Consider the following 24018-nt stretch of genomic DNA (forward strand, 5'->3'; position numbering starts at 1 on the left):
CGGTGAGCACGGGATACCCCGCACGCTACGTGCAAGGAAATCACCTATGATCAGCTTGAACCCATGGTATGTCATATGGACCCATTCTCGGCGGGCTTGATCCTTCGGAAGTGAAGGACCTTATTGTTGTATTCGTAAATCGATTCTACAGTGCGTAAAATGGTTTGTCGCGTTTTTAGTTGCTCGTACGCGCCGACAAACGGCTATCCTCTCGTTTTACTTCATGATAGTCAGGTCAGCATGCCCCTTACCGTCAAACGCCGCGCCGCACTCAGCTGGCGCTCGCTCTTGCCTTGGGTCGTCGGCGTGCTGCCGGTCATGTGCGGCCTGGCCGTGATGAACTGGCAGGTCGAGCGTGAAATGCAGGCCAGCAGCCAGGCCACCACCCGCCAGGCACTGGAGCACGTCGAACACATTCTCGACGACCTGTCCCGTGCCGCCAATTCGCTGCTTCCACTGACTGACAGCCCATGCGAGCAGGCCAAGCTTATGCTACGGGCCCAGGTTACCCGCAACGCCTTCGTGCGCTCGACCAACCTGTTCAGGCACAACAACCTTTATTGCACCTCCCTGTTCGGCGAGTTCGAAGAACCGGTCAATCCTGGCGATTACGTCGACGGCAAGTTATGGCTGATGGACGGCAACTCGGTTACGCCGGGCCACCCGCTGCTGGTCTACCGTGCCAGCGACGGCGACCACGGTGCAATCACCACGGTGGATGGCGACCACCTGCTGACAGCACTGCGCCTGATCGGCCCCGATGAAGAACTGCAAATCCGCGTGGGCGACGCCTGGATGGGCAAGGACGGTGTGGTCCACAAAGGCCTATCCCCTGCCGCCCCCAGTGCCAACGTGCTGATAGGCTCGACGCGCTACCCTTTCAGTGTGCAGGGCGGCTACAGTGCCGACAAGCAGGGGCAACTGTTACGTAGCCACTACCCTGGCCTGCTCAGTCTGCTCCTGGTACTGGGTGCCCTGGCGGCGTTGGTGTGCCGCTGGCAGATTCGCCGCGCCACCTCACCGCGTGCCGAACTGGAGCGTGCCCTGCAGGCCGATGAATTCCTGCCGTATTTTCAGCCGGTGGTGCGCAAGGGCGATTACCGCTGGGCCGGCGCGGAAGTGCTGATGCGCTGGCACCACCCACGAGAAGGCCTGGTTCGCCCCGACCTGTTCATCCCCTATGCCGAACACAGCGGGCAGATTGTCGCCATGACCCGCGCGCTGCTGACACATACCGCGCAAAGCCTGGCGCCCTATGCCGGGCTGCTGGAAGACGGCTTCCATATTGGTGTCAACATCACCGCTGACCACTGCCGCGACCTCAGCCTGCTGGATGACTGCCGCACGTTCCTGCAGCACTTTCCGCCCGGCCGGGTGGTGCTGACCCTGGAACTGACAGAGCGCAAGCTGATCGAGCCCACGCCGGTCACCCTTGAGCTATTCGAAAAGCTGCATGCCATGGGCGTGATGATCGCCCTCGACGACTTCGGCACCGGCCAGTCGAGCCTCAACTACCTGCGGCAATTCAAGGTCGACTACCTGAAGATCGACCAGAGCTTCGTTGCCATGATCGGCGCCGATGCGCTGTCAGTGCACATACTCGAGACCATCATCGAGCTGTCGGGCAAGCTGGACCTGGGCATCGTTGCCGAGGGAGTGGAAACCGACCTGCAGCGCGACTACCTGGCCGCGCACGGGGTGGACTTCCAGCAGGGTTACCTGTTCGCCAGGCCCATGCCGGCCGCCCAGTTCCTCGAAGCCCTGGCCACTCGCCCGGGCGCAACGCAGTTGCCGCAAGGCGCGCCCCCTGAGATCATGCGCGGCTGATCAACCCGCTCAATTCCCTTATTCGAGGCATTCGTGTCAAAAGGCATTGTTTCATCGGTCATGGCGTCCTGTTTGTTCGCTGTGATGTACTTCTATACCTCCCTGCTCAAGCCACTTGATGGCGAAGAAATCTTTGGCTGGCGTACCCTGCTGACACTGCCCTGCCTCACCCTGTTCATGCTTGTCTCGAAAGACTGGAAGCGGGTGGGCGAACTGATGGGCCGGGTAAAACGTACGCCGGTGCTGTTGCTCGGCATGGTCGGCACTTCCTGGCTGATGGGGGTGCAGCTGTGGCTGTTTCTCTGGGCGCCCCTGCATGGGCGCAGCCTGGAAGTGTCAATGGGTTACTTCCTGCTGCCACTGGCCATGGTCCTGACCGGGCGGCTGGTATATGGCGAGCGCCTGTCTCGCCTGCAGACGGTAGCCGTGGCCTGCGCCGCGCTGGGCGTGGGCCACGAGCTGTACCAAAATGGCAGTTTTGCCTGGGAAACCCTGCTGGTAACGGTGGGCTACCCGATCTACTTCGTGCTGCGCCGACGCTGCCGCACCGACCACCTGGGCGGCCTGTGGTGCGACATGTGCCTGCTGCTGCCGTGGGCGCTTTACTTCGTGATCCAGAGCCCACTTTCCAGCGCCGATTTGCAAGCACACCCCGGGCTCTATGTGCTGATCCCGATCCTTGGTGCGATCAGCGCTTCAGCGCTGATTGCCTACGTGCTGGCCAGCCGCATGCTGCCATTCAGCCTGTTCGGCCTGCTCAGCTACGTCGAACCCGTGCTGCTGGTAGGCGTGGCGTTGCTGCTGGGCGAAACCATCGGCCCGGATCAGTGGCTGACCTACCTGCCAATCTGGGCCGCGGTACTGGTGCTGGTGCTTGAGGGCTTCAAGCACCTGCTACGTCAGCGTCGCCGTTCGGTGTAAGCCGAACCTGGCGTACCCGTCGCTCTTCAACCGCCTCCACGGTCAGCGTCCAGCCATTCCAGGCCAGCCGGTCACCGACCATCGGCAGGCGGTCGAGCAAGCTCATCACCAGGCCCGCAAGGGTCTGGTAATCTTCGGTAGCACGGGCACTGAAGCCAGTACGCGCCTGCACCTGGCTGAGGTTCAGCGCGCCGCTGACCACAAAGCCTTCCCCCTCCTGAACGATGCCCGGGCCTTCGACTTCACTGGCATCCGGCAGCTCGCCGGCAATCGACTCAAGGATGTCGGTCATGGTCAACAGCCCGGTGAAGTCACCGAACTCGTTGACAACGAAGGCAATGTGGGTCGACTGACCGCGCATTTGCTCCAGGGCATTGAGGATGCTGAAGCTCTCCAGCAGGTTCAATGGCGCCCGGGCCATGTTTTCCAGGTCGGGCTGGTTGCCCGAGAGCAGTTCTTTCAGCAGTTCCTTCTTGTGCACAAAGCCCAAGGGCTCGTCCACGCGACCATCACGGATGAGTGGCAGGCGCGAGTACGGCGAATTGGCCAGGGCCTGGGCAATGGCATCGGCCGGTTGCGCCAGGTCGATCACATCAACCTCGGCACGGGCAGTCATCACCGTACGAATCGGCCGCTCGGCCAGGTTCAGCACGCCGCTGATCATGACCCGCTCACGACGGTCGAACAGCACGTGTTCCCCGCCGCCCTCGACCAGGTCGGCAATTTCCTCGCCTACCTCGTCAGCCTCGACCCGGCGGCCGCCCAGCAGGCGCAGCACGGCATGGGCAGTTCGTTCGCGCAACGGCCGATGCTGTTGCAAGCTGCGCTTGCGGCGGGCACGGGCCAGTTGGTTGAACATCTCGATCAGGATCGAGAAGCCGATGGCCGCGTACAGGTAGCCTTTCGGGATATGGAAGCCCAGACCTTCTGCGGTGAGGCTGAAACCGATCATCATCAGGAAGCCCAGGCACAGCATGATCACCGTGGGGTGGGCGTTGACGAAGCGGGTCAGCGGCTTGCTGGCAACGATCATGATACCGATCGAGAAGATCACCGCGATCATCATCACGGACAGTTCATCGACCATGCCCACCGCCGTGATCACGGCATCCAGCGAGAATACCGCGTCCAGTACCACGATCTGGGCAACGATCGGCCAGAACGCGGCATGGCGCAGCGTGCCACTGGCCTGGGTCACGTGACCTTCCAGACGTTCGTGTAGCTCCATGGTGGCCTTGAACAGCAGGAACACACCACCGAACAGCATGATCAGGTCACGGCCAGAGAAGCTCTTGTCGAACACTTCGAACAGCGGTGCGGTCAGGGTGACCATCCACGAAATGCTGGCCAACAGGCCCAGACGCATGATGAGCGCCAGGCTCAGGCCAATGACCCGCGCGCGGTCGCGCTGATGCGGCGGCAACTTGTCGGCGAGGATGGCGATGAACACCAGGTTGTCGATACCCAGCACCAGCTCGAGGACGATAAGCGTCAACAGGCCTAGCCAGGCCGTGGGGTCGGCTAGCCATTCCATTAGCGGGTACTCACGAGGGAAACGTCACACGGACGAGGGAAGGATGGCCGGAAAAGCCGAAGACTGGGGGGCTCCGCGAAGGTGCTCATATAGACCTTGATAAAAAATTGGGAGGACGATGCTACAAGCACAGCAGGTTTCTGTAGTAGCGCAAAACTATTACAAAACCTGTAACACCCCTGCATCGCCATTAGCCCTGCAGGCGCGAGTCGTGCGCAGGTACTTTTGTTCAATACATCAGAACGCCAGCCACGCAAGGATAACGCCTCCCCAACCACACGGATCTTCCTCATGAGCCTGTACCTGTCCATGGCCGCCTTCGCGCTTGCGGCCTCGATCTCCCCCGGCCCGGTCAACATCGTCGCACTCGGCAGCGGTGCCCGCCATGGCCTGCGCGCCAGCCTGGCGCATGTGGCCGGTGCCACGCTGGGCTTCTGCCTGCTGCTGGTGCTGGTGGGGCTGGGCCTGCATCAACTGCTGCTGCGCTGGCCTTTGCTGGGCCTGATGTTGCACTGGGGCGGGGTGGCTTTTCTGCTGTACATGGCGTGGAAGCTGGCCAGTGACGACGGTAACCTGAACAACGCTCAGTCTGGCCGACCCTCTTCAGCCTGGCACGGCGCAGCAATGCAGTGGCTTAACCCCAAAGCCTGGTTGGCAGCCGTTGCCGGGGTGGGAGCCTACACCGGCGGTGAACAGCACTTGCTGTGGCTGTTTACCTGGATCTATGGCCCAATCTGTTTCATTTCGGTGGCCTGCTGGGCCTGGGCCGGCAGCGTGATTCGCCAGTACCTGGACAACCCACGTCACCTGCGCATGCTCAATCGGAGCCTGGCCGTGTTACTGGTCGCCAGCGCGGTTTACCTGATCCTTTAAGGCATGCCCGGCTCCTGCAGGAGCGCCCAGACTAGGGACGGCGTTTCTGTAATGCCCCGGTGTCGCCGCCAGGTGCTGTTTGAATGCCCGCTGCAGGTGCGCCTGATCAGCAAACCCTGCCTCCTGTGCAACGTCAGCAATGGCCCGGCCCTGGCGCAACTGCGCCCGGGCCAGTTGCACGCGCTGGTCTAGCAGGTAGCCATGCGGTGTCAGGCCAAAGCGTTGGCGAAAAGCACGAATCAGGTAGGACCGAGACAGGCCGCAAGCCCCGCAGATATCCTCGAGGCTGAGCGGGTCACTGCGATGGGCGCGTATGAAAGCTGCCGCTGCATCCAGCCGAGGATTGCCCTCGTCAACCTCGTTGGCATTACCACCAAGCATGCCCGGCAACTCGCTGAACAGGGCCACCAGACGGGCCTCGCGATCAGGCAGCCTGGCATCGAACAGGTCGGCAAAGGCCTGCAACAGCCGCCGATACAACACAGGCGAGCGGCTCCAGGTCTGCGTTGGCAGGGTAAAGCCTACTGACTGCAACCAAGGCTGATCGACGAACAGCATCAGGTAAGACCAGGGATCCCCGGCAACAGGATTGCAGGCATGTACCACGCCCGGGTTCATCAGCACTGTGGTGCCCGCCCCAACCTCAACGCACTGGTCACTGTTGATATAAGTGCTACGCCCCCCCGTGATGACACCAATGGAGAAGCTCTCGTGGGAGTGCGCGGCGTAGCACACCTTGCGCCCGTCCCCTACCCGTCGGGCTTCGACGAACGGCAAGGCAGGATCGCGCCAAAACCGTGAGACCTCAATCATCCTCTACAGCCCTGCTCGCCGCTGACGTATGCACGAATACTACACACTTATCGTGGAAACAGATCCAGCGTGCGCTCCACTTCGCCAATATCAATCCTGAAACCGTCGCCTTCCGGTAGGCCAACCACAAAGCCGAAATGCTGGTGATCACGATCCGTCAGGTACTTGTAGTAACTGACGAAACGGTTCGGCGGCTGCAAAGTCAGCAGGCAGCCGCCAGCCTGGAGCACATTCACGCCATGCACCAACTGGCTCCCCTCCACCCCGATGACCACTTTAGCCCCGGCGCACGCCGCGACAATACTGGGTACATCGGACTTCAGCGGGTTGACGATGCGAAAACCGCGGGTAGTGCGCAGATGCTCGGCAAGCTCCAGCTCGTTGCGCAGCAGGCGCAGGTCACCATCTCCGCCCCGCAACAGGAAAACCCCCGGGTGCTGCGTGTGCGACACATGCGAGAGCAGCTTGTCACCCATGGCTCGGTAGCGAGCATGCCGGCTGCGGTTGTTGCTCTGGTCATCGAACAGCACCACCTCACGGAAGAACGCACTGCGCAGGCGCAAAGGCTTCATGTCCAGCCAGTCTTCATAGGCCGGTGCCTGGGTAAACAGTGGATACCTGGCAGAGGGGGCGGTGGTCACCGGGATGCCCTCGTTGCAGGCCAGCGCATAGGTCGGGCAATCCTCCATCAGCCAGGTGCCGAACCAAGCGTTACCGTTTTGCGTGCAGTAGATCGCGGCGCGGTCGATTTCATGGTCGATGAGGATGGTCGGGAAGGTACACGGCTTCTGCGACAGCCAATGGCTGGCCTTGCCCTTGTACAACGCCCCATCGACCAGCCACACATCCTTGACCAGGTAGCCGCGGGTTGGCCCTTGCAACGTGTGGACACCTCCCCCCATGGTCTGCGCCGGGTGCACGTAAGGGTAAAACCGCTTGCCTTCCCAGCCCGTCACCCGATCGAGCTGGCCAGGCAGGAAAATGGCCGGCGGCGAAACTGTGGCCTCGCCCGGGGCAATGTCCCAACTCTTGGTGGCGAGGCTCTTGATGTCGATCGCCGCTTTCCTGCTCAGCCGCTTGCGCAGCATGTGGCGGTAGGCGGCCAAGGTCCAGGTGTGTTGCCTGGCTGCGGGCGATGCACTGAACTGCGAGATGTCGCTTCCCATGAAGCGTCCCCCCTGATGACGAAGACTGGAGCCCGGCGCCCGGCGCCAGATCAAAGCATCCCTGGCAGTTAGTCAATTGCTCGTGACTCGTTCCATGGTGGGCGGTGACTGCAAGCTGGCGTAACGGCTGCGCAACGTTTCCACAAACGGTTCGCCTGCCCCGCTCCCTCCGTAGAGATAAATCTTGTGCAGGCCACCAAACACCATTTCGTGATAGCGACTGGCAACTTCCTCATCGCTTGGGCCATCCGGCAACCCCAGATGCAACGTCAGCTTGTCGCCTTCGACCGCGAACATCGGCGTGTCCCACAGGAATTTTGCTGTACCGGTCTTGGGCAAACGGACAAACAGGTACGCATGGTTACCCAGCGAATCGATATCACCACCGCGGCGGCGCTTCCACTTCAGCAGGCCGTCGTCCGGGCGCGCCAGACACAGGCCGATGTCGTAATAATCGAAGCCCTGCTCCAGTGCCCACTCGAGCGCCATGAAGGTGGTGATCGAATTCACCTCGCGCAATTTCTTCGCATCGGAAAACACCGCTTCACAATAACCAAAGCGCAACGTGCTCCAGTAACGCTTGCCGTCGCGTACCACTTCACACCCCAGGTGGCAGCCGATCACCTCATCGCCCAGCATGATCAAGTCAAGCCGGCCAACACTCTTGGCAATACGGAACACCTCTTGGGTAGGAAACTGCGCGGCGTGAATGCCCTGCCTGGCCGAAGCGTATGGGCGCAGCAGTTCCCGGTCGGCCATGGCGATTTCTTCGTCCGAAAGGGCTTGGCGCATGTGATATAGGGGCCGGTTCTTGCGAATGCTGCGCCGCAGTTCGCTGTCGTAGCGGGCAGTGATGTCCTCCAGCGGGCGCCCCAGCGGCACCACCGCACTCAGGTAATGCGGCACTGACAGCGCCCCCGACGTGGGCATTTCACTGATGACCACGACGTGGCTGGCAGCCGCCGTGGCACTTGCACTGTCTACGATCGATGCGCTGCCCTGGCCCTTGCCACCGATCAGCAGCTTGGCCATTTCCCGTTGCTGCTTGCGGCCGATGTAGAGGATTTCGTACGGGCTTTCCTGTTGCGGGCGAAACCTCGCAACTTCCCAACGCCAGAGACAGGCACGCGCCATCATTTCTCGCACTTTGCAGGCCAGCAGCCTGACTTCGTAGCGCGTGGAGGGCGACAGGAGCTTGCGCGCCACAGTCGTCAAGGTCTTTTTCATTTTTTCTTCGACGTCCTTTGAAGTGCACTGTTGGCCAATCGGAACAAGAGAAAAAACCCGGCAAAATCACTTAACACTTTGATTTTTATTGTTTTACTTGAAACTTTATTATCACATTCAGTAACAATTTAAGATGCCTGCAAACGCTTTGGCAAGCGGCTTCTGGCTGACTTCAGATCAAGTTTCATGGCGTCAAATTACCCGCATCAAACCGGTGCTCAGCATAACTTTTGCTATAACCATGCCCATCAAGCGTCCGCCGCCCATTTCGCTATCAATGAATAACCTTTGACGCCTTCTCTTAGCATAAACGACCGTCAGGTTGCCGACTGCTTGCCGCCAGGCATGGGCAGCGATGTTGAGCCAGACTGGTGTTTTTCCGGCAGCCAGTGCATGCTCGTAGCTGAAACGATTCAACCGACTTGAAAACCGCCCTTTGATGTGAGGTGCAGTACCCATGGACCGTTTGCTCGATTCACTCTTCCCCAGCGCCGAGAACATCCCGGAAACCTGGCGCCTGGGGGCCCCACTGGAACAACGCGACTACCTGGTCAACGGAGAGCTCAGGCGCTGGGACGGCCCGTTGGCCACGGTGCGCAGCCCGGTGTGGCTCAAGCAAGGCGACGAAGAGCATCAGGTCATACTGGGCAGCGCCCCGCTGCTGGATGCCGAGACCGCGCTTACCGCCCTCGATGCCGCCGTGCAGGCCTATGACAAAGGCCGTGGCGCCTGGCCGAACATGCGCGTGGCCGAGCGTATCCAGCATGTCGAAACCTTCCTTGCACGCATGCGTGAACAGCGCCAGGCCGTGGTCAAGCTGCTGATGTGGGAGATTGGCAAGAACCTGAAGGATTCGGAAAAGGAATTCGACCGCACCTGCGACTACATCGTCGACACCATCAACGCCCTCAAGGACCTGGACCGCCGCTCCAGCCGCTTCGAACTGGAACAAGGCACCCTCGGCCAGATCCGTCGCGTCCCGTTGGGCGTGGCCCTGTGCATGGGGCCCTACAACTACCCTCTGAACGAGACGTTTACCACGCTGATCCCGGCGCTGATCATGGGCAACACCGTGGTGTTCAAGCCGGCCAAGTTCGGCGTACTGCTGATTCGCCCCTTGCTCGAAGCGTTCCGCGACAGCTTCCCGCCAGGCGTGATCAATGTCATCTATGGTCGTGGCCGGGAAACGGTGAGCGCGCTGATGGCCAGCGGCAAGGTCGATGTTTTCGCCTTCATCGGTACCCATAAAGCCGCCAGCGACCTGAAGAAACTGCACCCACGCCCGCATCGCCTGCGCGCCGCACTGGGCCTGGACGCCAAGAACCCGGGCATCGTGCTGCCCCAGGTCGACCTCGACAACGCTGTCGAAGAGGCCGTCACCGGCGCGCTGTCGTTCAACGGCCAGCGCTGCACGGCACTGAAGATCCTGTTCGTCCATGAGGATGTGGTCGAGGCCTTCCTGGACAAATTCCAGCGCAAACTGGCCGCGCTCAAGCCCGGCATGCCGTGGGAACCTGGCGTGGCGCTGACGCCGTTGCCCGAACCCGGCAAGGTCGACTACCTCGATGGCCTGGTTGCCGATGCGACGGACAAGGGCGCACGCGTGCTCAACGAAAATGGCGGGCACAGCCGCGGTTCATTCTTCTACCCGGCCTTGCTGTACCCGGTCAGCCGGGAAATGCGCGTGTACCACGAGGAGCAGTTCGGCCCGCTGGTACCGGTGGTGCCCTACCGCGACCTGCAAACGGTGATCGACTATGTACTGGACTCCGACTACGGCCAGCAACTGAGCCTGTTCGGCAACGACCCGGCCACCATCGGCAGCCTCGTCGACATCTTTGCCAACCAGGTCGGGCGCATCAACATCAACGCCCAGTGCCAACGCGGGCCGGACACCTACCCGTTCAACGGCCGCAAGAACAGCGCCGAGGGCACGCTGTCCGTAGATGACGCTTTGCGTGTGTTTTCCATCCGGACGCTGGTCGCCACACGCTTCCAGGAGGCCAACAAAGCGCTGATCAGCGAGATCATCCGCAACCGCCAGTCGGGCTTCCTGACCACCGACTACATCTTCTGACCCGCCGCGCTTAGAGACAATCGATCTAGCGTCACTGTCGATTTTCCATCTGGGCGAACGACTCTAAGCAACAGGGCGCCGTCCGGCGCCCATTGCACAGGAGAGTCGAACATGGCAGTCAAACCTATCCCCGAAGGCCAGCACAGCATCACGCCCTACCTGGCCATCAACGACGCCGCCAAGGCCATCGAGTTCTACAAGCAAGCCTTTGGGGCGGTGGAAATGTTCCGCCTCGATGCCCCAGGCGGTCGCGTTGGCCATGCCGAACTGAGAATCGGCGATTCTTCGCTGATGCTGGGCGACCCCTGCGACATGGAAGGCGGCCTCACCGCCAGCCAGAAACTCAGCGGTGCGGGTGTAGGCCTGCACTTGTATGTTGCAGACTGCGACAAGGTCTACGCCCAGGCCTTGGCCGCCGGGGGCATCCAGTTACACCCCTTGACCGACCAGTTTTACGGTGACCGCAGCGGCACTCTGAAAGATCCGTTTGGCAACATCTGGTTCGTTTCCACCCACAAGGAGGACCTGACCCCCGACGAGATTCGCGCCCGCGCCGCGAAGATGTTCGGCGGAAGCCAAGCGGCGAGTTGAAAGCCGCGCGACTTTGCTTGAAGCTTGAGGCTCGTAGCTTGGAGCTGCTTCATGCGAATCATCGACAAAACCGCCACCCAGGTGCGCAGCCTGACCCCCGCCGAAGAGGAACTGCTGGTCGGCTTTGCCACCGGCAGCCTCGCCGGCCCGCGCCTGCTACAGGCCAACCAGCTACTGATGAAAGTGCGCAACGCCAACCAGTGGCTGGCTTGCGACTGCCGCAACGATGCCTTGCCGGTGCTCAACGTCACCCTCAACGGCAGCACCGGTACGCTCTTCCTCAAGAACAACCCGGGCACCGCCGAGCACGCGCCAGGCTGCCCGTTCACCAAGGACGAGCGGGAAGCCGCCGAGCGTGATAACGATCCTGTCCCCCCCGCCGCCTGGCTGCCACCCGATACACCCTTGCGCCTGATCAGCGACTTCCGTGCTGGCACGGCCGGTAGCGTCGGCGATGGCAACGACAGACGCGAACAGCAGCGCCTGCTGTCACTGCTGCTGACCTGGATTGAAACCAGCGGGTTCAACCTTTACGCCACTCACCTGAAAAAAGACCTGACCACACAATTTGCCGAGTTGCGCAGCGTGGCCAGCCGCTATCCGCTGCTGGAGCGGGTGCCCGCCAGCAACTACCTGGAAACCCGCCTGGACATGAAGCACATGATGATGCTCAAGTCCCGCCTGCGCGAAGCCTCCGTGTTCGGCAACCATCGCCGCCACGGCCTGCTGCTGGACTGCGTCGACCAGATCAAAGGGCGCAAGTTGTTCAACAACCGCAGCGAGGAAGGCTTCGACTTCCAGGGGCATCACCTGTACTGGGGCGGGAGCCGCACCACCGGGCCGTTGCTGGCCCTGATGATCTACTCGCCAACCAGCGCCGGTAGCCATTTCTATGAGTTGATCCATGTGGCCAGTGTGCCCGTGCTGTCGCGCGCGCACCTGTTCCCGGTGTACCGCGATGAAGAGCGCGAGCCGCTCAAGGCATTGGTGTCGCTGATCGACTGGATGGCCAGTAAAGGCGTGAAGGTGCAGATGCGTCGCCCCGTGATCGGTGGGCAGGTGATGGATGAGCTGGTGCTGACCTCGGACCAGGACCGGGTGTTGTCAGTGTCGCTGCTGGAACAGCCCATCGGCCCCGAGCCGGACACCGAGAACTTCAAGCGCTACGCCGACTTCAAAAGCCTGGAAACGTTCCGCAAGTTCGTTGCCGGTTTTTTCATGCGCGAGCGTTGAAACCCATTCGTTGGCTCACGCTGCGATCAAAGGCGGCAAGCAAGCGGCTAGACACGCTTGCATTGGCCACACGTGTGCGTCAGCCCAGGAACAGCTTGTACGCCGGGTTGTCAGTCTCGTCCCAATACTGATACCCCATCTCATCCAGCGTCAACGGCAAGCCCGCCAGCTCGTCCGCTGGCACTTCCAAAGCAGCGAACACCCGCGCCTGCGCCGCACCATGGTTGCGGTAATGGAACAGGCTGATGTTCCAGCGCTTGCCCAACCGCTCCAGAAACCCCAGCAACGCCCCTGGCCGTTCGGGGAACTCGAAGCGCATTACCCGCTCATCCGCCCCTGGCGCGGCATGCCCGCCTACGGTATGGCGCACATGCAGCTTTGCCAGCTCGTTGTCGGTCAGGTCGAGCACGCTGTACCCCTGCTCCCGCAAACTGGCCAGCAACTGCTCACGTGGGTCGTGCACCGGGTGGGTCTGCACCCCCACGAACAGGCGCGCCTCCTTGCCTGCATGGTAGCGGTAGTTGAATTCGGTGATCTGCCGCTTGCCCAGTGCCTGGCAAAAGGCACGAAAGCTGCCCGGCTGTTCCGGAATTGTCACGGCGATGATCGCCTCGCGCTGCTCACCGAGCTCGGCCCGCTCGGCCACATGGCGCAAGCGGTCGAAATTGACGTTGGCGCCGGAGTCGATGGCCACCAGGGTCTGCCCCTGTACACCTTCACGCGCCACGTACTTCTTGATACCTGCCACAGCCAGGGCCCCGGACGGCTCGGTGATCGAACGGGTGTCGTCGTAGATATCCTTGATCGCCGCGCACAGCTCGTCACTGCTCACCGTCACCACCTCGTCGACGAAGTGGCGGCACAGCTCGAAGCAATGGGCACCGATCTGCGCCACCGCCACGCCATCGGCAAAGGTGCCGACCTGCGGCAGGATCACACGTTCGCCGACGGCCATGGCAGCCTGCAGGCAGTTGGAATCCATCGGCTCGACGCCGATCACCTTCACTTCAGGACGCAGGTACTTCACATAGGCGGCAATACCGGCGATCAAGCCGCCACCGCCCACGGGCACGAAAATAGCGTCCAGCGCCCCCGGGCGCTGGCGGAGAATTTCCATGGCCACGGTACCCTGCCCGGCGATCACATCCGGGTCATCGAACGGTGGCACGAAGGTAGCGCCTTCGCTGTCGGCCAGCTTCAGTGCGTGGGCCAGCGCATGCGGGAAGCTCTCGCCCTGCAGCACCACATGCCCGCCGCGCGAACGCACGCCTTCGACTTTCAACGATGGCGTGGTGGTGGGCATGACGATGGTTGCCTTGATACCCAGGTGCGATGCCGCCAAAGCCACGCCCTGGGCATGGTTGCCCGCCGACGCGGTGATCACCCCGCGCTGACGCTGCGCATCGGTCAGACGCGACAGGCGGGTATAGGCACCCCGGATCTTGAACGAAAACGTAGGCTGCAGGTCTTCGCGCTTGAGCAACACCTGGTTGCCCAGTGTGGCAGACAAGGCCGGAGCCGCTTGCAGGGGCGTTTCGATGGCCAGGTCGTACACCGGCGCGGCAAGAATGCGCCGCACCTGCTCCGACAGCAGCTGCTGAGGGGTGACGGTAGTACGAGGGACACTGAAGCTGGTCATCGATGACTCCTTGGCTATTTTCACGTTGCCCAGGAGTCAGAGAGAAAGAACCCGCCTCCAGGGCGGGTTCGGTGCACGTACGCGCTAGCCCGCCAAGCTGATAATGGCGGTAATAATAATGGCGTTCACGTGCGGGAATGTATTCATGGTGCAGGAACTTAGCCTGCCTCGCGGCCGAAAGTCAACACTTGGCCTGCTGCGCCGAAAGCGGCACATCGAACACCTTGTCGAAGCCCCACTGGAAGACAAAGGCGTAAACGAAGAAGAACACGAACAGCGCCAGGTTGGTCAGCAGTGCCGCCCACAGGCTCACGTCCAGCCAGTACGCCACCAGCGGCAGCAGAATCACCACCAGCCCACCCTCGAAGCCCAGCGCATGCAGCAGGCGCCGCAGGAAAGTGCGCTCACGCTTGTGCTGGCGCGCTTCCCAACGTTCGAACACCCAGTTGTAACCCATGTTCCAGCTCATCGCGATGCCTGACATCAGCACCGACAGCAGGGTCGACTGCGCCATGCCGGCGCCGAACGCCAGCTCCAGTGCGGGCGCCACGCAGGCGACGGCGATGGCCTCATAGAGAATGGCCTGGACGATCTTGCGGGCCTTGCCTTGCATGTTCAGCTCCCTGAATGAACGACCTGTAAAGCTACAAGATGCAGCCCGCAAGAAACAGCCCGAAATTTGGACAATCCCGCGTTCGGCTGCTTGTATCTATTCCGTACATGACAGTGACATCTCCTGCACCTTCGTCGAGGGAACGAGCGAGGATAAGACGATGGCCCACTCTGCCCTGCCGGTGGCTGACACATGAGCCTGGTATTCATCGATTTTCTCACTTACCTGCTGTTCGGCCTGAAGCTCCTGGCGATCACCCTTGCCTCGTTGATGTTCCTGTTGGGCCTGGACGACCTGTTCATCGATCTGTGCTATTGGGGCCGCACGCTGATCCGGCGTTTTCGCATCTACGGCAAGTTCGAAAGGGCCGATGAGAAGCGCTTGTACGAAGTCCCGGAAAAACCTTTGGCCATCATGGTCCCCGCCTGGAACGAAGTCGGCGTGGTCGGTGAAATGGCCCGCCTGGCCGCTTCGACCATCGACTACGAGAACTACCAGATCTTTGTCGGCACCTACCCCAACGACCCGCAAACCCAGGCCGACGTGGACGCGGTGTGCCTGCACTTCCCCAACGTGCACAAAGTGGTCTGCGCCCGCCCCGGTCCCACCAGCAAGGCCGACTGCCTGAACAACATCATCGACGCGCTGCTGCGCTTCCAGCAGGACGCCGGCATCGAGTTCGCCGGTTTCATCCTGCATGACGCCGAAGACGTGATCTCGCCGATGGAGCTGCGCCTGTTCAACTACCTGCTGCCGAGCAAGGACATGATCCAGATCCCGGTGTATCCCTACGCACCGGAGTGGAAGGGCTTTACTGCCGGCCACTATGTCGACGAGTTTGCCGAAAACCACGGCAAGGACGTGATCGTGCGCGAAGCGCTGACCGGCCAGGTGCCCAGTGCTGGCGTCGGCACCTGCTTCAGCCGCCGCGCCATCAGCGCACTGCTCGAGGACGGTGACGGCATCGCCTTTGACGTACAGAGCCTGACCGAGGACTACGACATCGGCTTTCGCCTTAAGCAAAAAGGCATGAAGTGCATTTTCGCCCGCTATTCCATCACCGATCCGGCGCTGGCCCTGAAGCAGGAATGGCGCCCGGGCATGAGCCGCGAATTCTCCCAGGTGATCTGCGTGCGCGAGCACTTCCCGCGTGACTGGCAGCATGCCATCCGACAGAAGTCGCGCTGGATCGTCGGCATCGTGTTCCAGGGCACCAGCAACCTCGGCTGGAGCCGAAAAGGTGCGCTCAACTATTTCCTCTGGCGTGACCGCCGCGGGCTGTTCGCCTACCTGCTGAGCTTCCTGGTCAACCTGTTGCTGCTGGTGTTGCTGGCCATGTGGCTAGTTACGGTGATTGCGCCGGAGTCATGGCGTTTCATGTCGATCCTCAGCGACAGCTGGTTGCTGTCGACCCTGCTGTGGCTCAACGGCCTGTTGCTGCTCAACAGGTTGTTCCAGCGCGCCTGGTTCGTCACCCGCTTCTATGGCATTGGCGAGGGCTTGCTGTCAGCGCCGCGGATGATGTGGAGCAACTTCGTCAACTTCTTCGCCAACCTGCGTGCCCTGCGCCAGGTAATGGAAATGGGCGATTCGCGGCGCGTGGCCTGGGACAAGACCACCCACGAGTTCCCCGCCATCGCCACCCCGGCTCGCACACCACTGGGCCAGCGCCTGGTGGCCAAGGGCCTGATCACCGACGAACAGTTGCAGCAGGCCATCACCAGCCCGATTCGTCGGCGCCTGGGCCGCGAACTGCTACTGCGTGGCTGGCTGAACAGTGAGCAGTTGGTGGCCACCCTGGCCGAGCAACTGGACCTGCCCTGGGCACCGCTGAACCCGTTCAAGCTCGACCCGCAACTGATCGCCAAACTGCCGCGCAAGCTGGCCACCCATTATGGTGTACTGCCAGTGGACGAAGACGGCGACACGTTGATCCTGGCCAGTGAAAGCCCGGTCAGCCAGGTGTCGCTGGGTGTGATCAGCCGCCAGCTGAAACGCCCGGTCAAGGCACGCCTGGCCCCTCAGGGCCGGGTCACACTGGGGCTTCGCTACCACTACCCAAGCCCCTGGCAGCATCAAGAAACCCGAGACATGCTGGCCGTGCTCGAACGCCACCAGGACGACGAAGCGCTGCTGGAACGGGTCTGCCATCATCAAGTGATGCTAGGCGCGCTACTGCAGGTGCGCGGCATGGTCCCTGTCACCCTGTTCAACCAGGCGTTGATCGACTTCGACCCCGAACACCAAAGCCTCGGCGAGCACCTGATCGCCCGCGGCATCATCACCAGACAGGTGCTGGAACAGGCCCTGATCGAACAGGCCAGTGAACAGCAAGTAGCGATTGATCTGACCCGGGAGGTGGCATGAAGCCGCGTTTTTCCCTCACCTTTACTGGCCTGCTGCTATGCTCCGCCGCCCTGCCCGCTGCCGCTTCGGCGCCGATGACCGACTTCCAGCGGTTCACCAGCTTTCCGTTCATGGACCGCAGTTATCGCGAGGCCAGGAAAGACAACTGGGCTGAAGTCGAGCGCCTGACCCGCCATGTGCTGGGCCGGGTGCCGAACAACGACGAAGCCCGCGCCCTGCTGGTCGAAGCCCTGGCCCGCCAGCGCCGTTACAAGGAGGCTCAAGCGCTGGCCGAACAGCTAGGCGACAGCCCCGAATACGCCGACACCCTGCTGGAGCTGCGCCTGACCTGGATCGAGCAGGACCCACCACCGGCCAGCCAGGTGGAGCAATGGCTGGTCGCCAGCGACGGCAACCACCGGATACGCCTGTGGCAGGCCTACAGCCTGAGCTTGGCCAAGTTTGGAGGCGCTGCCAAAGCGCTGGAATGGCTCAACCAGCTACCGCCCGGGGGCGACGGCCAGGTACTGCGCCTGGCCCGGGCCAACTTCGCCGAACAGCTGCGCAACTGGAAGGAAACCATCGAGCAACTGCAGCCGTTGGCCGACACAGGCCAGTTGCCTGCCGAAGACTGGCAACGCCTGGCCAATGCCTATATCCAGCAAGTTGACGAAAAGGGCCTGACTGCGCTGCTGGCCCACGCCCCCTCCCTCGCAGCGGCCAACCAGACGCGGCTGGCCATGGCCAACCGCGCCATTGCCGTCGGCCACCACCAGCAGGCCCAACGTTGGCTGCAGTCGCTACCGCCTGATCAACTGCAGAAACCCGAACAGCGCCAGCAACTTTGGCAACTGGCCCGCGAAGGCGACGATGCGGCGCTGGTGCGGCGCCTGAGCAACGACCTGCAGCGCCCCTGCCTCGAAACGGTCGACTGGCTGTCACATCAAGACCCGGACCTGGCCCGGGAACAGTTCAAGGGCTGCTCCGCCAGCTCCGACCCACGGGCTTATGCCGTGCTCAAGCAGCGCCTGTATGGCGCCCCACCGCCGCAGCCGCGCACCACCGCAGAATGGGAACAACGCTATCGACAGACCGGCGACCTCGCCGCACTGGAGCAAACCACCTTCCTGTTGACCGAACAGGGCCACGGCGATCACGCACGGCAATTGCTGGAGCAGGCCTACGACCGCCGCCAGGGCCGCCTAGGCCCATCGCTGCTACAGCGGCTGGGCAACCTGTATGCCCGCAACGACGGGCCCCTGGACAGCCGCCGCATGCTCGGCCTGATACTCCGGGTCAACGCCAACACCCGCGCCCAGTTGCTCGGACGGCTGGCCGAAGCCGGCCAGTGCGATGCCGTACGCCAGGCAGTGCCGGCCAACCCGAGCGAACCTGGCCAGTACCGCGCCCTGGGCCGTTGCGCCATGCCCGACCAGCCGGGTGAGGCGGTGGTCTACTACCAGGCTGCCGAGCGCCTGGGCGGTCCTGGCAACCGTCTGGCGCTGGCCTACGCACTCGAAGCGGCCGGCGACTCCGAAACCGCCCAGCCCATCTGGCGCAGCCTGCCAGACAGCGCCTTTACCGATAATGCCCGCCTCACCGCCGCACGCGGCGCGCTGAATGCAGGCGACGCCGATGCAGCGCGCCGCTACTGGGACGCTGCCGCGCACCAAAGCGCCGACGACTGGGCGTTGGGCGCCGCCATCGCCCAGCGCCAAGGTGACCCGCAGACCGCGCTGGGCTTCCAGCGCCAGGCGCTGGCGCACAACCCGCGCGCCGATCACTACTACGCCGCATCCGGCACTGCGCAACTGGCCGGTAACAGTGCGCAGAGCACCGCCTGGCTAGCCGAAGCCGTGCGCCTGGCTCCCGACCAGCCGCGCTATCGCGCCGACTATGGCATGCGCCTGGCTGGCTCGACGGACAAGGCTCAGCGCATGCAATCGACCCCCTACCTTGAGCGCGCCACTCGCGACTTCCCCGAGGACTACCGCCTTGGCGAAACACTTGCCTTGCGCTACGACGAACATGCAGACAGCGCTGCGGCACGCCGCGAACTGCGCCGCATCCTCGACGTAGAGCAGAACCTGGTCGACGGTGATGACGAATACGGCAGCCTGGAGGCCCGCAAGTACCGCCAGCGCCGCGCTCACGAGAGCCTGTCACGTCGCGACACCATTACCCTGGCCAGCACCTGGTCGCCGGCTGGCACCTCGACCAACGACAAATTTCTCGACAACGGCCAGCGCAGCGGCAGCTTGCGCCGGGCGCAATCGCAGAACGTGCAGTTGGCCATGTGGGACCATGCTCTGGGCGAGGAGCCCAGCCGCAATGGCAGCACCCTGTCAGTGTATGGCCGGGTACTGTTCGGTGGCCAAAGCCGCACCGACTATGCCCAGAGCATGGGTACCGGTGTCGGCCTGCGCTACAAACCGCTCGGCCAGGCCAACCTCAACCTGTATGCCGAGCTTTACCACCAGCGGCAGATCGACGAAGCCCACTACCGCGGCCTCAGCCTTGGCCAACTGCTGAGCCCGGCCAAGGTCGGCGGCAACTGGGGCGATTTGCGCCACCACGCCGAATCGAGCAATGACCTGCTGCTGCGCGCCACCGCCTCGTTCCTCGACCAGGGAGGCTGGCGCAACGACTGGCGCATCGATGAGGACGACTGGAACGAACGGTTCCTCTACCTCGATGCTGCCTGGTGGACCCGCGCCGGCGACCATGCCTGGCTGTCGCGCTACCAGCAAGGCCACGCCTGGAAGCTGCCGGGCAGCTCGCCGCAAACCCTCATGCCCTACGGCTTTGTCGAGTTCTCCAGCCAGGACCCTGGCAACGACTGGCGCCAGGACGCCCGCGCCGGTGTCGGCGTGCGCTGGCAATGGTGGTTCGACGACGACCGCTACAACGCCTACCGCGGCTCGCTGAAAGTGCGTGCCGAGTACCAGCAATCGTTGGGCGGTAACCTTTACGAGCGCGCCAACGGCGTGCTGGTCGGTGCGGAGATGACCTTCTGATGCGTGCGCTCATCGCCTTCTGCCTGCTAGCCCTGTGCCTACCGGCCACAGCTGACCAGCGCCTGTTCTACCAACCCCTGAACCGCGATGCCAGCGTCACGCCCGCCCAGTGGCAGCACCTGTGGCAAGCCACCGCGGCCCAAGGTGGCAAAACCCTGATCGTGCAATGGAGTGCTTACGGCGACAGCGATTTCGGCGGAGCCAAAGGCTGGCTGGCCAACAGCCTGCGCACGGCGCGTGCCGAAGGCCTGCAGTTGGTGCTGGGGCTGTACATGGACCCGGCCTACTACCAGCGCCTCGACGAGCTGGATGGCGAAGGCCTGAACAGCTACTGGAAAGCGCAGCTGGGGCGTTCGCTCAGCCAGTACCAGCAACTGCGCCAGGCCTGGCAGTTGCCAGTGGACGGCTGGTACCTGCCCATGGAGCTGGACGACCAGCATCTACGCGAGGCCGAACGGCGTGATGCGCTGTACAGCCAGCTACAGGCCTTCAACCGCCGGTTGGACAAGCCGTTGCATATCAGCGCCTTCAGCACGGGCAAGCTGTCGCCGCGGGTCAATGCCGTCTGGCTGGATCAACTGGCCGGCTTGGGCTTGACTGTGTGGTGGCAGGATGGCGCCGGCACCGGACGTTTGCCGGCGTTGGTGCGTCAGGGCTATGAGCAGGCCCTGCCGTGCCGGGTGGGTGTGGTGCGTGAGGCGTTCCGCCAGGTGAGCGCGCCCGAGCAGGCGTTTCGGGCGGAGCCTGCCGAGCCCCGGCTGGGTAGCGGGTGCCATGCCGAGGCAGTGTTTGCCTTGCGCTACCGGCCCTGGGCCAGGGGTGTCTTGCCACAGCAATGAGTCACCAGGGCCGGCCTCTTCGCGGATAAACCCACAGGTCCCCCACACCGTACGGTCCCTGTAGGAGCGGGTTTACCCGCGAAAGGTCCAGGCCTGAAAAAGTAGTAGCCTCAGGAGCCCACCGATGCTCAAGACCATCGAAGCCCACGTACGCCAGCAGGTCGCGCCCGCCGCCCTGCGCGCCGAGTTCCGCCAGCACGAATTCGAGTCCATGCGCTCGTTCTGTCTGCTGGTATTCTCAATAAGCGTCCTGATCTGGCTAATCTTCGACCTGATCGTCAGCTTCCTTGGCGACCAAGGCTTCACCTGGCTGTCCTTCCTGTTCATCGCCCTGCTCGGCAGCCTGATCGTAGTGCTGCGTTTCACCCGCCGCAGCCATCACTTCGACGTGCTCAACCTGCTGTTCATTACCGTCATCACCCTGGGTATGCGCCTGGTGATCGAAGGCCTCCCGATGGCCCTGCGCCCGGTGTGGTTGGTGCTTGGGGTTTCCACCGTACTGTATGCCATGTCGGTGCTGCCAGTGCGGCGCTGGTCATTCTTCTGCGCCATGGTCATCACCTGGGTGATGCTTAATCCGTTCTACCACACCCGCATCGAGCCCCATGCGCTCGAAGGCGCCATGCTGATCAGCTATGCCGTGTTTCTAAGCGGCCTGGTCAGCTACAGCTACCTGCAGATCCGCAAGGCCAAGCTGCACAATTTCTACCTGTCCAAGGTGTTGCTGGAGCAAGCCTACGTCGATGCCCTGACCGACATTCCCAACCGCCGCTCGTTCATGGCCCAGGCCGACCGCCAACTACGGATGGCGACGTCCGGGCAGTACCTGGCAATGATCGATATCGACAATTTCAAGCGGGTCAATGACCGCTTCGGCCATGACGTCGGCGATGAGGTGCTCAAGCGCGTGGCCCTGCATATCAAGGCGAGCATGGCCGACCAAGCGTTTGCCCGACTGGGGGGTGAAGAGTTTGCGATCTTCTTTGAAGGGCTGGATCAGCAAGGGGCCGAGCAGCGAGTGGCAGCGCTGTGCCAGCGCGTGCGCGAGGACGTTGGCGAGCACCCGGTCACCATCAGCATTGGTCTGGCCAGGGTTGACCGGGGAGAGAGCCTGACTACAGCACTGGTCCGCGCCGACCAGGCGCTATATGAAGCCAAACACACCGGCAAGGATCGCTTTGTATTGTGGTCCAGCCAACTGGCAGAGCAGGATTAGCAGGCCCGGCCCCTTCGCGGTTGCAGCCAACCTATGATCCGGCAGGCAAACGAATCCTGAACTGCGCCCCACCCAGCGCCGACTGCGCCAGGGTCAAGGTGCCACCCTGCCCCTCGATCGCCCGCCGGCTGATCGCCAACCCAAGGCCAAAACCACCGGTGTTGCGATCGCGGCTGCGGTCCAGACGGTAGAACGGCTGGAACACCCGCTCGCGCTCCTCCACAGGCACGCCAATCCCGTCATCCTCCACCGTCAGCAGGCAGGCGCCATCGGCTTCCAGGCGCAAGCGCAGCAACAGGCTTTCATCGCAATAGCGCATGGCATTGCGCACCAGGTTCTGCACCGCGCGCGCCGTCAGCCGCGGGTCCAGTACAAAGCGCGGCAACTCACCCTCGGCCCGCACTTCCCAGTGGATACCGCGCCCATCGAGTTCCTCGGCAAAGCCGCCAAGCACACTGTCGACCAGTTCCAGCAGCGATACCTCCACCCGCTCCCGCGCCTGGTCGGCGTTGTACAACCGGCTGTAGGACAGCAGCTCCAGCACCAGTTCATCCAGCTCGCGCACATGCCCGACCAACTCCAGCAGGCGTTTGCGACTGGCTGGCGGCACTTCGTCGAACAGCAGCACCAGGCCGAAATCCAGCCGGGTCAGTGGCGTGCGCAACTCGTGCGAAACCGCATTCAGCAGTTCACGCTGCTGGTTGACGTGGCGTTCCAGGTCACTGGCCATGGTGTCGAATACCCCGGCCAGTTCACCAATGTTGGAGTGAGGCGAAATGTGCGTACGTTCGGCCATCTGCCCCTGGCCCAGGCGCCGAGCGGTCTCCTTGAGGCGCTCCAGATCACGCCAGTGCGGCCAAACCCACAGCAGCAGGCACCCCAGCATGGCTGCACCAATCAACACGGTCACGCCCCACGACAGCACGTTGATGTCCAGCGGGTCTGGCGGGGAATGCAGGCGTACCAGCCACTCCTTGTCCAGCGGCGCCAGCACCGTCTCGTAATAGCCCCACTCGGCAATGCGCACAGCGTAAAGGCCATGCTCCAGGCGCGCCTGCTCCTCATCGCTCAAACCGGCCTGATCCATGCGCAGCAGCTGCAGTTGCAGCGGCGCGAAATCGCTGGCCAGTTCCTGCTCCACCGCTGGCCACTGCTCGCGCGGAGCCTGGCGGAACTGGCGCACGATCAACGCTTGTACACCCTTGGCCTGGTCCAGGTTGTAGGCCATGAACCGGTCGCGGAACAGGCCGACGATGGTGTCAGGGATGAACAGCAACGCGCCGGCGTAGGCGACGATGATCACCAGATACAGCCGCACCAGGATCTTGAGCATGGCCGATCAGCACTCCCACTCGACACGGCTGAACAGGTAGCCCTTGCCCCACACGGTCTTGATCTTGCGCGCTTCGCCGGCGTTGTCGTCGAACTTGCGCCGCAGCTTGGAAATGGCCACATCAACGGAGCGATCGGTGCCATTGAACTCGATGCCACGCAACTGTTGCAGAATACGGTCGCGGTTCATCACCTCACCGGCATTGCGCGCCAGCACCACCAGCAGGTTGTACTCGCCGCTGGACAGCTCCACCTCCTCGCCACGCCAACTCACCGTACGCTCGGCCAGGTCGATGCGCAGGCCACCAATCAGGATCAGGTCGTTGTCCAAACGCGGTTCGTTGACACTGCTGCGGCGCAGCAGTGTGCGCACCCGGGCCAGCAGCACGCGTGGCTCACAGGGTTTGGTCACGTAGTCGTCGGCCCCCATTTCCAGGCCAAGCACCTGGTCATGGCTGTCGTCGCGGGCGGTCAGCATCAGGATTGGCAGGGTCTGCGACTCCTGGCGCAGCAGCCGGCACAGCTGCAGGCCATCGATGCCCGGCAGCATCAGGTCAAGGATGACCAGATCAGGCCTTTGCCGACGGTACTCGTCCAACACATGATCGCCCCGGGCGATCACCTGGACATGGAAGTCGTTGCGTTGCAGGTAGCTGGCGATCAACTCGGACAGGGCGCTGTCGTCTTCGACCAGGAAAATGTTCGGCATAGGTGCTTGGGCGTCTGGGTTGAAGTAAGCCTGTGCCGGCCTCTT

The 24018-nt window shown here is 62.7% G+C and carries 19 protein-coding genes; 10 read left to right on the forward strand and 9 right to left on the reverse strand.

What is annotated here, in order from left to right; all coding sequences use genetic code 11:
- Positions 1 to 240 precede the first annotated feature (240 nt).
- Both ACF8RA_RS09940 and rarD read left to right on the forward strand, forming a co-directional pair.
- Positions 241 to 1827, forward strand: coding sequence for an EAL domain-containing protein (locus ACF8RA_RS09940; protein WP_209965589.1), 1587 nt, complete (start codon positions 241 to 243; stop codon positions 1825 to 1827).
- 33 nt (positions 1828 to 1860) lie between these two features.
- Complete coding sequence (gene rarD / locus ACF8RA_RS09945) at positions 1861 to 2748, forward strand: EamA family transporter RarD (protein WP_176683400.1); 888 nt, start codon at positions 1861 to 1863, stop codon at positions 2746 to 2748.
- Here rarD and ACF8RA_RS09950 read toward each other — a convergent pair.
- On the reverse strand, positions 2711 to 4282 hold the full coding sequence (locus tag ACF8RA_RS09950) for a TerC family protein (protein ID WP_176683399.1): 1572 nt from the start codon (positions 4280 to 4282) through the stop codon (positions 2711 to 2713). The two genes, rarD and ACF8RA_RS09950, sit on opposite strands and share 38 nt — an antisense overlap.
- Positions 4283 to 4573: 291 nt before the next feature.
- Between ACF8RA_RS09950 and ACF8RA_RS09955 the strand changes: the two genes are divergently transcribed.
- Positions 4574 to 5155: a LysE family translocator gene (locus ACF8RA_RS09955; RefSeq protein ID WP_176683398.1), complete on the forward strand. Its 582-nt coding sequence runs from the start codon at positions 4574 to 4576 to the stop codon at positions 5153 to 5155.
- On the opposite strand, the gene ACF8RA_RS09960 is transcribed toward ACF8RA_RS09955, so the two are convergent.
- The 4 genes from ACF8RA_RS09960 to ACF8RA_RS09975 all read right to left on the reverse strand — a co-directional run bounded on the left by ACF8RA_RS09960 (position 5120) and on the right by ACF8RA_RS09975 (position 8820).
- Positions 5120 to 5968, reverse strand: a complete 849-nt coding sequence (locus tag ACF8RA_RS09960; protein ID WP_392461160.1) for an AraC family transcriptional regulator — start codon at positions 5966 to 5968, stop codon at positions 5120 to 5122. The two genes, ACF8RA_RS09955 and ACF8RA_RS09960, sit on opposite strands and share 36 nt — an antisense overlap.
- A 47-nt stretch (positions 5969 to 6015) precedes the next feature.
- On the reverse strand, positions 6016 to 7134 hold the full coding sequence (locus tag ACF8RA_RS09965) for a glycosyltransferase 61 family protein (RefSeq protein WP_176683396.1): 1119 nt from the start codon (positions 7132 to 7134) through the stop codon (positions 6016 to 6018).
- A 72-nt stretch (positions 7135 to 7206) separates the two neighbouring features.
- The gene (locus ACF8RA_RS09970) at positions 7207 to 8361 is read right to left on the reverse strand and encodes a hypothetical protein (protein WP_176683395.1); all 1155 of its coding nucleotides are present in this window, start codon (positions 8359 to 8361) and stop codon (positions 7207 to 7209) included.
- Between the two features lie 192 nt (positions 8362 to 8553).
- Positions 8554 to 8820 (reverse strand): hypothetical protein, encoded by a 267-nt coding sequence (locus tag ACF8RA_RS09975; RefSeq protein ID WP_176683259.1) that lies wholly within the window; start codon positions 8818 to 8820, stop codon positions 8554 to 8556.
- On the opposite strand from ACF8RA_RS09975, the gene ACF8RA_RS09980 reads away from it, so the two are divergent.
- From ACF8RA_RS09980 to ACF8RA_RS09990, 3 genes are all read left to right on the forward strand, one after another.
- Positions 8819 to 10438 carry an NADP-dependent glyceraldehyde-3-phosphate dehydrogenase gene (locus ACF8RA_RS09980; RefSeq protein WP_176683394.1) on the forward strand — a complete coding sequence of 540 codons (1620 nt, stop codon included), beginning with the start codon at positions 8819 to 8821 and terminating at the stop codon, positions 10436 to 10438. The genes ACF8RA_RS09975 and ACF8RA_RS09980 overlap by 2 nt on opposite strands.
- 111 nt (positions 10439 to 10549) lie before the next feature.
- Positions 10550 to 11029 (forward strand): VOC family protein, encoded by a 480-nt coding sequence (locus ACF8RA_RS09985; protein ID WP_176683393.1) that lies wholly within the window; start codon positions 10550 to 10552, stop codon positions 11027 to 11029.
- A 51-nt stretch (positions 11030 to 11080) separates the two neighbouring features.
- Positions 11081 to 12262, forward strand: coding sequence for a hypothetical protein (locus ACF8RA_RS09990; protein ID WP_392461161.1), 1182 nt, complete (start codon positions 11081 to 11083; stop codon positions 12260 to 12262).
- Positions 12263 to 12341: 79 nt separating this feature from the next.
- On the opposite strand, the gene ilvA is transcribed toward ACF8RA_RS09990, so the two are convergent.
- Entirely contained in the window at positions 12342 to 13901 is a 1560-nt protein-coding gene (gene ilvA, locus ACF8RA_RS09995) for a threonine ammonia-lyase, biosynthetic (RefSeq protein ID WP_392461162.1), read from the reverse strand.
- Between the two features lie 181 nt (positions 13902 to 14082).
- A complete protein-coding gene (locus ACF8RA_RS10000; RefSeq protein WP_176683390.1) occupies positions 14083 to 14514 on the reverse strand; it encodes a PACE efflux transporter in 432 nt (143 codons plus the stop codon).
- Positions 14515 to 14706: 192 nt separating this feature from the next.
- Here ACF8RA_RS10000 and nrfB point away from each other — a divergent pair, with 192 nt between their 5' ends.
- The 4 genes from nrfB (at position 14707) to ACF8RA_RS10020 (ending at position 21932) form a co-directional block, all read left to right on the forward strand.
- A complete protein-coding gene (gene nrfB / locus ACF8RA_RS10005; RefSeq protein WP_392461163.1) occupies positions 14707 to 16881 on the forward strand; it encodes a cyclic di-3',5'-guanylate-activated glycosyltransferase NrfB in 2175 nt (724 codons plus the stop codon).
- Positions 16878 to 19877, forward strand: coding sequence for a phage receptor (locus ACF8RA_RS10010; protein WP_392461164.1), 3000 nt, complete (start codon positions 16878 to 16880; stop codon positions 19875 to 19877). Before nrfB ends, ACF8RA_RS10010 begins: the two co-directional genes overlap by 4 nt.
- A complete protein-coding gene (locus ACF8RA_RS10015; protein WP_176683387.1) occupies positions 19877 to 20716 on the forward strand; it encodes a DUF4434 family protein in 840 nt (279 codons plus the stop codon). Before ACF8RA_RS10010 ends, ACF8RA_RS10015 begins: the two co-directional genes overlap by 1 nt.
- A 124-nt stretch (positions 20717 to 20840) precedes the next feature.
- Positions 20841 to 21932 carry a diguanylate cyclase gene (locus ACF8RA_RS10020; RefSeq protein WP_176683386.1) on the forward strand — a complete coding sequence of 364 codons (1092 nt, stop codon included), beginning with the start codon at positions 20841 to 20843 and terminating at the stop codon, positions 21930 to 21932.
- A gap of 31 nt (positions 21933 to 21963) precedes the next feature.
- Here the strand turns inward: ACF8RA_RS10020 and ACF8RA_RS10025 are convergent, their stop codons facing one another.
- Both ACF8RA_RS10025 and ACF8RA_RS10030 read right to left on the reverse strand, forming a co-directional pair.
- Positions 21964 to 23265 carry an ATP-binding protein gene (locus tag ACF8RA_RS10025; RefSeq protein WP_176683385.1) on the reverse strand — a complete coding sequence of 434 codons (1302 nt, stop codon included), beginning with the start codon at positions 23263 to 23265 and terminating at the stop codon, positions 21964 to 21966.
- A gap of 6 nt (positions 23266 to 23271) precedes the next feature.
- The gene (locus ACF8RA_RS10030) at positions 23272 to 23973 is read right to left on the reverse strand and encodes a response regulator transcription factor (RefSeq protein WP_019437505.1); all 702 of its coding nucleotides are present in this window, start codon (positions 23971 to 23973) and stop codon (positions 23272 to 23274) included.
- Between the last annotated feature and the right edge of the window lie 45 nt (positions 23974 to 24018).

The sequence above is a fragment of the Pseudomonas sp. FYR_5 genome (genome assembly GCF_043106315.1).
Taxonomy (GTDB): Bacteria; Pseudomonadota; Gammaproteobacteria; order Pseudomonadales; family Pseudomonadaceae; genus Aquipseudomonas; species Aquipseudomonas putida_Y.